General features: G+C 56.9%; 9 protein-coding genes. 4 read left to right on the top strand and 5 right to left on the bottom strand.

Annotated features, from left to right (window positions below; translation table 11 throughout):
• Positions 1 to 87: 87 nt before the first annotated feature.
• Positions 88 to 1,602, bottom strand: a complete 1,515-nt coding sequence (locus tag VF639_RS04560) for a malate:quinone oxidoreductase (protein ID WP_331144698.1) — start codon at positions 1,600 to 1,602, stop codon at positions 88 to 90.
• Positions 1,603 to 2,170: 568 nt separating this feature from the next.
• Here VF639_RS04560 and VF639_RS04555 point away from each other — a divergent pair.
• Positions 2,171 to 3,193, top strand: coding sequence for an SPL family radical SAM protein (locus VF639_RS04555; protein WP_414654657.1), 1,023 nt, complete (start codon positions 2,171 to 2,173; stop codon positions 3,191 to 3,193).
• 179 nt (positions 3,194 to 3,372) lie between these two features.
• On the opposite strand, the gene VF639_RS04550 is transcribed toward VF639_RS04555, so the two are convergent.
• Both VF639_RS04550 and VF639_RS04545 read right to left on the bottom strand, forming a co-directional pair.
• Entirely contained in the window at positions 3,373 to 3,936 is a 564-nt protein-coding gene (locus VF639_RS04550; RefSeq protein WP_331144696.1) for a GNAT family N-acetyltransferase, read from the bottom strand.
• Positions 3,937 to 4,122: 186 nt separating this feature from the next.
• Positions 4,123 to 5,067, bottom strand: a complete 945-nt coding sequence (locus VF639_RS04545) for a mechanosensitive ion channel family protein (protein ID WP_331144695.1) — start codon at positions 5,065 to 5,067, stop codon at positions 4,123 to 4,125.
• Positions 5,068 to 5,784: 717 nt separating this feature from the next.
• Between VF639_RS04545 and VF639_RS04540 the strand changes: the two genes are divergently transcribed.
• Positions 5,785 to 6,051 (top strand): BLUF domain-containing protein, encoded by a 267-nt coding sequence (locus VF639_RS04540; RefSeq protein ID WP_331144694.1) that lies wholly within the window; start codon positions 5,785 to 5,787, stop codon positions 6,049 to 6,051.
• A gap of 3 nt (positions 6,052 to 6,054) precedes the next feature.
• Complete coding sequence (locus VF639_RS04535; RefSeq protein WP_331144693.1) at positions 6,055 to 6,213, top strand: hypothetical protein; 159 nt, start codon at positions 6,055 to 6,057, stop codon at positions 6,211 to 6,213.
• Between the two features lie 342 nt (positions 6,214 to 6,555).
• Here VF639_RS04535 and VF639_RS04530 read toward each other — a convergent pair whose 3' ends face one another.
• Both VF639_RS04530 and pncA read right to left on the bottom strand, forming a co-directional pair.
• On the bottom strand, positions 6,556 to 7,563 hold the full coding sequence (locus VF639_RS04530; protein WP_331144692.1) for an IS110 family RNA-guided transposase: 1,008 nt from the start codon (positions 7,561 to 7,563) through the stop codon (positions 6,556 to 6,558).
• A gap of 268 nt (positions 7,564 to 7,831) precedes the next feature.
• Entirely contained in the window at positions 7,832 to 8,440 is a 609-nt protein-coding gene (gene pncA, locus VF639_RS04525) for a bifunctional nicotinamidase/pyrazinamidase (protein WP_331144691.1), read from the bottom strand.
• A 554-nt stretch (positions 8,441 to 8,994) separates the two neighbouring features.
• On the opposite strand from pncA, the gene VF639_RS04520 reads away from it, so the two are divergent.
• The gene (locus tag VF639_RS04520; RefSeq protein WP_331144690.1) at positions 8,995 to 11,334 is read left to right on the top strand and encodes a glycosyl hydrolase family 28 protein; all 2,340 of its coding nucleotides are present in this window, start codon (positions 8,995 to 8,997) and stop codon (positions 11,332 to 11,334) included.
• Positions 11,335 to 11,370: the final 36 nt, after the last annotated feature.

The raw sequence follows: 11,370 nt of genomic DNA, 5'->3' as shown, positions 1-11,370 counted from the left end.
TGCAGAGCGCAAAAGGGGCGCTACGGTTCGCAGAAGAATATTCTTCTGCGAACCGTAGCGCCCCTTTTGCGCTCTGCAGAAGTAGGTTTAGACAACCTCCACGTTCAAGCCCAGCACCGTATTCGTCCGGGCCCGAACTTCTGCTACCAGCTCCGGGGCGTCGGCCAACGACTTGCCGAAGGAGGGCAGCATTTCGCGGAAGCACGCCTGCCATTCCGGCGTGGCCGACTGCTGCGGGAAGCACTTCTGAATCAGGTTGACCATGATGCTTACGGCCGTGGAAGCGCCGGGCGAGGCACCGAGCAAGGCCGCAATAGAACCGTCGGCGGCGCTTACCACTTCGGTGCCGAACTCAAGCACGCCGCCTTCCTTTTTGTCTTTCTTGATAACCTGCACGCGCTGGCCGGCAATGGCTAGTTCCCAATCTTCGGCGCGGGCCTCGGGCAGATACTCCCGCAACGCCTCCACCCGGTCTTGCGGCGACTGACGCACCTGCTGAATCAGGTATTTGGTGAGCGGAATGTTCTTCAGGCCGGCCATAATCATGGGCCGCAGGTTGTTGAGCTGAATCGAGCCCGGCAGGTCGAGGTAGGAGCCGGTTTTCAGGAATTTGGTGCTGAAGCCGGCGTAGGGTCCGAACAGTAGCTCCCGCTTGCCTTCTATCATGCGGCTATCCAGGTGCGGCACCGACATAGGCGGCGAGCCAACCGCGGCTTTGCCGTACACCTTGGCCTCGTGCCGCGCAATAACGGCCGGGTTGATGCACTTCAGCCACTGCCCGCTCACCGGGAAACCGCCAAAGCCGTTGGCCTCCGGGATGCCCGATTTCTCGAGCAGCGGCAACGAGCCCCCACCAGCCCCGATAAACACGAAGCGCCCACGTATTTTGATTGTCTCGCCCGAAGTCAGGTTTTTGGCCTTGATGCGCCAGGCGCCGTCTTCTTTTTGCCGCAGCTTCTGCACCTCGTGGTGAAAGTGAAACGTAACGCCGGGCTTCACTTGCAGCAAATTGAACATGCCCCGGGTGAGGGAGCCAAAGTTTACGTCGGTGCCCAAGTCCATGCGGGTGGCGGCCACAGGCTGCTGCGGGTCGCGGCCTTCCATCACCAACGGCATCCACTGCTGAAGCTCTTCCCGGTCCTCGGAAAACAACATGCCCTTAAACAAGGCCGACTGCGTGAGGGCCGCGTGGCGCTTGCGCAGGTATTCTACGTTTTTGGCCCCCCACACAAAGCTCATGTGCGGGATGTGGTTGATGAAGCGCTGAATATCTTTCACCTCGTAGCGCTCGGCCAGGAAAGACCAGAACTGCTTGGACTCTTCGAACTGCTCGGCAATTTTCAGAGCCTTGCTGATGTCGATGGAGCCGTCGGGGCGCTCGGGCGTGTAGTTTAGCTCGCAGAAGGCCGAGTGGCCGGTACCGGCATTGTTCCAGGCGTCGGAGCTTTCGGCGGCGGCCACGTCGAGCCGCTCGAATACGGTAATAGTTAAGTTGGGGTCCAGCTCTTTGAGCATCATCCCAAGGGTGGCGCTCATGATGCCCGCGCCAATAAGAATGACGTCGGTTACGGGCTGGTCAGGTGAAATATCGTTGGTAGGCATAGGTTGAGAGACAGAGTTTCAGGAGCCGCCCCGGCGCAATGAGGAAAACATCAGGCCGGGGCGGATTAGAGAAAACAAGAATCAGAGAAACGGAATTCCAGGTTACGTCGAAAGAAGCAGAAAAGGTGCCGTGAGAGCTTCTACGGTGGATAGTTACTGTTGTGGTAACGATAGTAGAATCGGTAGGTAATGGCATAAAAGGGGCACCATAGAACGTCCGGCTTGATCTGGCGTCCGCTTGTCGAAGCATGTCGGGTGCTGACGTCTGATCAGTACGCCAGCATCAGCACGCGAGACGCTTCGGCTGCGTTTCTGCAGGACGGGCTAGGGTCTGCTTTATTTCTATAAAACGCTCATTTTCAGTGGTATAAATTCATCTAAAAACCCGGAAATTTGCGGTATTTAAGCGGTTTTAGGGACTTATATGGCCGGGTTTGGTGTTCTATCAACAGCTACCAAATACGCCTTATTCATGTTCGATTCACTGCCCGTATTGCCCTTATTCGATCAGCCAGCACCTGCTCCGGTTCTCATGCCGGAACCCCTTACCAAGTCAGCTAAGCTGTGGCTGCCGAAGCGCGTGCTCTTCACCCCCGATGCGCTCGACGAGCCCTTTGGTCAGCAGATCTACGAGCGGATTACTGCGCATGACTTGGAAGTGGAAGTGCTGAAAAGCAACCGCCTTACCAACCTGCGCGGTGCCGATGCGCGTGAAACCTACCGCAATGCCAAGAATACCTTGGCCGTGGTGAAGGCGCCCGCCGGGGCCTTCCGCCTGCAGCCCACGCCGCCTTCGGCCGACTGGCAGATGAACTTGGCCGAGGGCTGTCCTGCCCACTGCCAGTATTGCTACCTGGCTGGTAGTCTGCAGGGGCCGCCCGTAGTGCGCGTGTTTGCCAACTTGCCTCAACTCCTCGAAAACACGGCCAACTACGAGCAGCCCGGTCGCCTTACCAGCTTCGAGGTGAGCTGCTACACCGACGTGCTCGGCATCGAGCACCTGACGGGTAGCTTGGCTGAGTGCATCCGGTACTATGGCACCCGCGAAGGCTCGCGGCTGCGCTTCGTGAGCAAGTACGACCACGTTGATTCGCTCCTGGACCTGCCGCACCAAGGCCACACTCGCGCCCGCGTCAGCCTTAATGCCGAGCCTGTGGCCCGGCGTATGGAAGGCGGCACGGCCTCGGTGGAAGCCCGTATCCAGGCACTGCGCAAGCTGGCGCTGCCCGTCGAGCAGGGTGGGGGTGGCTACCCGGTAGGCGTAGTACTAGCGCCCATCATGCTTGTTCCCGACTGGCGCGAGCATTACACCAATCTGCTCGACCGAGTGGCCGCCGCCCTCGATTTCGGCTGCGACCTGACCGTGGAGTTCATCACCCACCGCTTCACGCCCGGCTCCCGCGACGTGCTGCGCGAGTGGTATCCTAACACGTCCCTCAACTTCGACGAAAGCATCCGGGCGGCCAAACGCAATAAGTTCGGCGGCGTGAAGTACGTCTTCAAGCCCGACGACATGCGTCCGCTCAAGCAGTTCTTCTACGAGGAATGGCAGCAACGCTTCCCCAACGCCCCCATACAGTACTGGACGTAATGTACCGTGAAGCTTCCACGAACGAGCAAAGCGAGTAGCCGGCACCGCGCATTTTGCGCCAACGCGGGATACTTGCTTTGCTCGTTCGCGGAAGCGGAAGCTTCACGGTACTGGCATTGGTGCAAGGAGCGCGGTGCCGGCTACTCGCTTCGCTCGTTCGCGGAAGCCGGAGCTTGGCGTTACTTGCCGTGTAGTTCGCGCCACTCGTGTTTGAGCATGCTCATTTCTATGAGACTCCAGTACGCATCGTCGTGCTTTAGAATATCCCGCATGATGCCGTCCTGCTTCATGCCGCACTTTTCGTAGCAGGTAATGGCGGCCTTGTTGAAGTCGTACACGCCGAGGTCGATGCGGTGCAGACCTAAGTCCTCGAACCCGATTTTCAGCACCGCTTTTATCATGCCCTGGCACACGCCCCGGCCTCTGGCCGTCGTGTTGCCCACGAGCACCCGGCTGATCCGGGCTGAATTGTTTTTGTAGCTGATGCCGCCGAGCGAAATGTGTCCTACTGTTTCACCGCTCTTTGACTCGACAGCCTTGTACACGAGGGCGTCGGATTCTGGTGGGTTGTTGGTGCCTTCTAGGTACCAGGCTAGCTTGTCTTCAGTGAGTGGAAAGCTGAACAGTGAACCTGACCAATTTTGGAGCAGCTCGGGGTCCTGAATCCAGCCAATAAGTTGTTGAAAGTCGGCAGGCGTGAAGTATTCTAACTGAATCATAAAGTCGGCGAAGAGAATAGGCATGCTGTAGCAACCTGGCAGCACGCCAGATAAGTAGGAACCTGCTAAGATACGGCAGCACCATTCACGGTTGAGCTTCAGCCAAGCGCGGGCCTAAAGTTTATAGTAGATGGAAGCTGGTAAACAGGCAGTCTTACAGAACCCGAAAAGAAGGCGCTGAGTGCCCTCCGTGAAGATTTTAGTTGCTGCTCAGCTGGCCTCGGCTACGGCGCCGGTGGGCAGAAAAGGCGGCTCCGACGCGTCCGTGGTGGTGCGGGTTTTGGGCAGGCTATCGGGGTACTTGGCTTGAATAAAGGCCACCAACTGCTCCCGAATTTCGCAGCGCAAATCGAAGGCGCGGCTGGAATTGGAAGCGCTCATCAGGGCCCGGAGTTCCATGGTGCGTTCCTTGGAATCGGTGACTTGCAGCACGCACACACGTTGGTCCCAAAGCGGATTCTTCTCGACGAGGCGTTTCAGCTCGGCTCGTACTTCCTCAACTGGCAACGTGTAATCGGTGTAGATAAAGACCGTGCCGATGAGCTGCGACGCGGTGCGGGTCCAGTTCTGAAAAGGCTTCTCAATGAAGTAGTTGATGGGCAGCACCAGCCGCCGCTCGTCCCATATGCGCAGCACCACATACGTGAACGTTATTTCCTCGACCCGTCCCCATTCGCCCTCCACCACCAGCACATCATCAATGCGAATGGGCTGCGTGAAAGCAATCTGAAAGCCCGCCAGTAAGTTGGCAATCGAGCGTTGCGCCGCAAAGCCCACAATAACGCTGGCAATTCCCGCCGAGGTCAGCAGCCCCGTCCCGATGCGGCGCACCGTAGCGAAGCTCATCAGGATAAGGGCAGTAGCCACGAAGATAATCAAGGAAACCACCAGCTTGCGCACGAACTGCAGCTGCGTGAATAGCTTGCGTACCTGCAGGTTGTTGTCGCCATCGAGCTGGTAATGCTGCTTCACCAGGTCCTCTATCACGTCCACGGTCTTTACCAGCCCCCACGCAAACGTGACGACGAAAGCGGTTACCACGATGCGCTCTAGCACGCCCAAATGCTTGGGCGTTAGCGGTGCCAGCGGCAACACAAACAACACGGCCAGCACCGGAAAGAAGTAGGCGCTGGCGGTATTCAGATGGAGAGCCACAGAGTGGGAGAGAAGTGTGGTCTCACGCTTGTTGTACGCCCGTAGCACCCGAAAAACAATGAATTTGACAAACAATCCCGCTGCTAAAGCGCCTGCCACTAAAGCCAGGGTATGCAAAACAGCCTCTGCCTGATCAGGCAGAAGTTCTGGTAGGTTCAGTTTCATGTGCAGTAAGCCGATTTACCTGGCAGTACCCGGCTCCAATGCGAAAGGTTGCTTGCTGTCTATTCTTGCCTGACAGCATTAAAGTAACAGCTCCTAAGCAAGCTGTATGGCTACCCAAGTAAACTGCAATTTTGCGCCTTTGTATATAGTTTCGTGTAAATACTTATTTGTAGTCTGAAATGCCGTTATAAATACATATAATCTAGCTGTAAGGCATTGTTATTGAGGAAGGACAGGTAACATAACTCTTGTTTTTTTTCAACTTACGTCATCAAGTCAACTGTATACGGATAGCTGTTCTTAACCAACTCTATTTAGTTTAGAATTAGATAAAAGTACCGCAGACGCCATAAAAAGCCTATTCCGCGACGAGCAGTGCAAGCTCTAACGCAACAGAGGCACAAGGCGCAGGACCAACCACTCGCGGGGCTTGTCGCGCAGCAGGTTCCCTGTGGTTTGCTATAGTTTCCTATGGCCTCCGCGCTACTCTCCGCACACCGGTAAAAACACGCTCAACAGAAGTTTAAGGCTCAAGGAAACAAGTAATTACCAATGCATCATATTGTATATCTAAGTTCAATGGCAGGCCATCTGGACGAGCAGAGTTTGAAATCTATCTTGCTGAAGTCGAGAGCAAAAAATACCAGACGTGGTATAATGGGCATGCTTGTCTTCTGCGGCGACAACATCATACAGGTGCTGGAAGGCGACCAAGAAGATGTTACGGCGCTCTACCAGCTAATCGAGCAGGATATCCGCCACACCCGGATCTTCAAGCTCTCAGACGGAAAGATTGCACAGCGTACTTTCCCCGACTAGTCGATGGGCTTCACCACGGCTTCTCCCGAGGATTTCGAGCGCCTCCTAGGTCGTTTCAACCCGAGCGACCCAACTTTCCCGGCGGCCTCTTCAACGCAACCCGAAAACAAAGTGCTCGATTTACTGAAGGAGTTTTGCCTACAAAGCGAAACCGCCCTGTAAACAGTGCCTCAGCTGGCAACCCTGCCCAGTTACCTGGTACAAAATCGGCGGCTCTGGCACGCTAAAAACGAGTGTTACTTAGCCTCCAGATTTTACGATATAGCTGGTTTTCAAGCAGGAAAACTACAGCTTAGAGCGGTTCTCGGTTGGTGTCCGGGAGTGGGGTTTCGACAAGAGCAACACCCCACCCTTACCCAAGAACTGCTCTAAGTCAATTATAAGGAACAAGCGCTAGCCAGCTGACGTATCTCTGGTGCCGCTCCGCAACGCGGGACCTGCTGCAAGCCTGAGGATACAAACCTGAAGCCACTCTGCGGGTATTGCTATTCCGATTTCTATGGTTCAAACAAGGGCAGGCGCATAATTTTTGTCATAATTTCGGTCATGCTGGACGCAGGCAAAAATGAGGTGGACGAGTTTGTTGCGCACGTTGTTGCGCACTAGCATTTTGTTTTTGCCTTCGGCCACTTTTCGCTCGTAGTATGCTTTTAGGGCCGGGCAGTGACGCACAGCCGCCAGCGCGGCCAGGTGCAGCAGCATCTTCACTCGCTTATTGGCTTGGTGACTCACCCGGGGCCGGCCCCGTCGCTGGCCGGAGCTGTGCTCAAAGGGAACGATCCCCGCATAGCAGGCATACTGCTTGGCGTCCGTACTGGCGATAAACTCGTTGGTCGTCACCAGTACTTCCGCCGCCGTGACCAACCCAATACCTGGCACGGAAGTCAGGCGCTCGTAGAGGTGGGCCAAAGCCGGGTCGTCGCGTAGCAGCGCTTTAATGGTGCGCTCCACGGCCTGTACATCGGCCCGTAAGGCGGCCAGCGAGTTAGCGCAGCCGCGTTCCTCGGCCCGTTGCTCCATCGCTGTAAAGAAGCCGTGACTGCCGCTCAGGGGTGTTTGCAGCATCCGAATGACCTTCACCAGCCGGCTACGGCGGGCCAGCAGTCGGTCGAGTTCGGCCAGCACGGGGCGGGCGGGCTGCCAGAGCTTGGCTTGGTCGCGGTAGCGGGCAGCGTAGCGGGCAATGCGCTCGGCATCGGCTTTATCAGTCTTGCCCCGCACCAGGCCCATGCAGGCCTTCAAGTGGGCCGCTCGCTCGACCCAGACCGGCACGGCTAAAGCCAGCAAGGCCGCCAACAGGGGCCGGTTGTAGAGACCCGTGTGCTCGAGGCACACGAGGCAGTGGGCCAGTGAGAAGCCCGGCACGCGCCGACTCAGGTCCTTGACCCAGCGCCGGATAGCGGGCAGCTCGTTCGGTAGTTGATGCTGCTCGACCAGCTGATGGTCGGCGCTGAGCAGGGCGACATCGAGCGTCTCTTTGCCCACGTCAATGCCTAGAAAGTAGGTGTACATAAAGAAGAGAGGGGTTAGCTGCTCCTGGACAACCCTGCGTTTGCCATCTCGCTACCTTGCTAATAGGCTCCGAGCCTGGATTTCTATTTGAGTTGTGCGCACGCACCCCGACGGGTCCTGAATCGGCCCATAGGCTGGCACCTGCTCCCGCTGTTAGGGTAGCCCGCCGGGATGGTTGTCCGAAAACAAAAAGGTGAAAAGAACGGGACAAAATCTTGGTTTTGTCTTACGTCCTAAAACTAAAGGCAACTTGGGTTAATAAGCTGCCTCAATGCATCTCGGCGGCCGACACGAAATGGGCGCCATGGGCCTGCAAATCGGCGCGGGCTTGGGCGTAGCCTTCCGCGGAAATGGCGCGGGTGGCATCTTCTACGAAGTACACTTCGAAGCCTTGCGCCAGGGCATCTTTAGCCGAGAAGTACACGCAGTAATCGCCGGCTAGGCCGGCTAGGTACACTTCAGTCACGCCGCGGCCACGCAGGTACTCGGTGAGGCCGGTGGCTTTGCGGTGGCCGTTGTCGAAGAAGCCGCTGTAGGAGTCGATGGCGGGGTTGGTGCCTTTGCGGAAGATGGCTTCGATGCGGTGCTGGTCGAGGGTGGGGTGAAACTCGGCGCCGGGCGTGGCTTGCACGCAGTGGTCGGGCCAGAGGGTTTGGGGCAGGCCGTGCAGGTCGATTTGCTGGAAGGGTTGCTGGCCGGGGTGGCTGCTGGCAAAGCTGCCGTGGCCGGCCGGGTGCCAGTCCTGCGTGGCTACCACCAGCTTGAAGCGTGGCTGCAACGCGTTGACTAATGGGATAATAGCGTCGCCGTCGGCCACGGCCAGGGCGCCACCAGGTACAAAATCATTCTGAATATCGATCAGCAGGAGCGCTTTCATGAAAGAAGACAAATAGGATGGAAAGCAAGCCGAGGTAGCCTCTTTGCGTCCAAGGTAAAAACGGTTTTGTTGCCGTCGCTAAAACCAACGACTGCTAAGGAATTGATTTGCTACCACGTAACCGGTGGCAACGTTGCCGATAACGATTGCATAAAAAAACCGATGGCAAACTGGTTTGAAGGGAGTCTACTCCCTTACTATTATAGAATGGAGCTGCCTTTGCCGATAATAATCTGAGCCAGCCCCACTAACTCAGTTATACCCTTCACTTCCATTTCAGTCTTATGGAACACGGTTTAGTGCTACCTGCCGTTCAGTTGTGTGCAGCTACTCCGGCCTGAGACCAACAAGTGCGGCCTATTCCGCAGCACCAATTCAATGCCATTATCAACAAAGTTGAATTCACTCAAAACACTGAATACCGTACGCCGAGTACCGTTGATTTTTCAGCTCTGAGTTGCCAGTCGCTAGCTGTAGGTCGTTACGATAGTTAAGTCTTTGATAACCTGCACCTGGCAACCGGTAACTCACAACTGGCAACTGATGTCATTGCTATGAAACAACTCGCTTATTGCCTTATTGCCCTGCTTACCAGTTTCACCTTCGCCTTCCGGCCCGCGGCCGAAAAGCAGGTGCAGATTTTTCTGGTGGGCGACTCCACCATGTCCGATAAGCCGTTGGATAAAGCCGAGCGCGGGTGGGGCATGTATTTTCAGCAGTATTTCGATGCCGGTACGGTGGTGCGCAACCATGCTGTGAACGGCCGCAGCACCCGCAACTTCCGCACCGAAGGCCGTTGGGTGAAAGTGCTGGAGCAAATAAAGCCCGGTGATTGGGTGTTTATCCAGTTCGGGCACAACGACCAAAAGAAAGAGGACTCCTCCCGCTACGCCGCTCCCCAAACCGACTACCGCCAGAATCTGACCCGCTACGTGCAGGAAGCCCGCGCCAAAGGCGCGAATCCGGTGTTGCTCACGCCGGTAGGGCGGCGGTTTTTCGATGAGTCGGGCAAGCGCATGGACGACCATGGCGAGTACCCCGGCGTGGTGAAGGAAGTGGCCAAGGCGCAGAAAGTCCCGGTTATCGACCTGCACGAAACCAGCTGGGCGCTGTACAGCCAGCTCGGCGCCGTTGGTAGCCAGCAGCTGTTTTGGAGCTACCAGAACGGCGCCAACGCACCTAAGCTTGACAACACGCATTTCTCGGCGTACGGTGCCGAGCGGGTGGCGCAACTGGTGGCGCAGGATGTGAAGAAGCTGAACGTAGGTATTGCCCGCCATCTGCGCCCCCTGAGCTTCGAGGGCAAGTACACCTTCGACCTCCCGGTGGTGTTGCAGCCTTCGTTCAACAAGGACACGTTCAACATTGTGAAGTACGGCGCTGTGGCCGATGGGCAGAAACTCAACACCGAAGCCTTCCGCAAAGCCATAGCGGCATGCAGTGAAAAAGGCGGGGTGGTGCTGGTGCCGCGCGGCTTGTGGCTCACCGGCCCCATTGAGCTGAAAAACAACGTGAACCTACACGTGCAGCGCGGCGCGCTGGTGCAGTTCAGCAACAAGCTGTCGGATTTCAAACTAATAAAAACCAATTGGGAAGGCGTGGATGCCGTCCGCAACCAGTCGCCTATTTCCGGCACCGACCTGGAAAATATTGCCATTACCGGCGAAGGCGTTTTCGATGGCGCCGGCGACTCGTGGCGCATGGTGAAAAAGGAAAAGCTGAGCGAAGGCCAGTGGCAGAAGCTAGTGAAATCGGGTGGGGTGGTGGATGCGAAAGGGGGCGTGTGGTACCCCTCGGCGCAGTCGTTGAAAGGTTCTACCACCGAAAAGCCGGGCATCCTACAGCCCGGCAAAGACATTGCCGACTTCGTTGACATCAAGGACTTCCTGCGACCCAACATGCTCAGCCTGCAACGCTGCAAGCAGATTCTGCTCGAAGGCTTCACCATCCAAAACTCGCCCGCCTGGACCATCCACCCGCTGCTCTGCGACAACCTGACGCTGCGCAACGTAACGGTCCGCAACCCCTGGTACGGCCAAAACACCGACGCCCTCGACCTGGAATCCTGCCGCAACGGCCTCGTAGAAAACTGCACCTTCGACGTAGGTGACGACGGTATCTGCATCAAGTCGGGCCGCGACGAGCAGGGCCGCAAGCGCGGCGTGCCCACCGAGAACTTCATCATTCGCGACACGAAAGTGTACCACGCCCACGGTGGCTTCGTGATTGGCAGCGAAATGTCGGGTGGGGCGCGCAACCTGTACGTGAATAATTGCACGTTTATCGGCACCGATGTAGGTCTGCGCTTCAAAACGGCTCGTGGCCGGGGCGGCGTGGTAGAAAACATCTTCGTCGATGGCGTCGACATGACCGATATTGCCGGCGAGGCCATTCTGTTCGACATGTACTACGCCGCCAAAGACCCGGTGCAGGTGAACGGGGACGCCTTTGCTATTCCTGAAATCAAGGCCGAGCCGCTTGGAGAGGGCACCCCGCAGTTCCGCAGCTTCCGCATCAAGAACGTGACCTGCAAAGGTGCGGCCACCGGCATTTTGGTGCGCGGCTTGCCGGAGATGAACGTGAAGGACGTAGAAATTGAAAACGCCGTTCTGGAAAGTGAAAAAGGGCTTGTGTGTCAGGAAGCCAGCGGCATCCGCCTGAAAAATGTGGCCCTGTTCTCCACCAATACCAAGCCCGTGCTGGAAGTCCAGAACAGCCAAAACATCACCCTCGACAACATCCGCTACGCCACCGGCGCCGACCTGCTGCTCCGCGTGACGGGTGACCGAAGCAAAGCAGTAAAGCTGGTTAACACCAACACGAAAGGTGCCAAAAAGGACGTAGAAATGGGCCAGAGAGTAGCCAAGAAAGCGGTGACAGTTTCGCGGCTGTAACGCCAAGCTCCTGCTTGGCGAGTCGTCTGCGCCGCC

It is taken from the genome of Hymenobacter sp., assembly GCF_036387835.1.
Taxonomy (GTDB): Bacteria; Bacteroidota; Bacteroidia; order Cytophagales; family Hymenobacteraceae; genus Hymenobacter.
The sequence above is the reverse complement of the archived record's forward strand: the minus strand, read 5'-3'. Positions and strand labels throughout refer to the sequence as shown.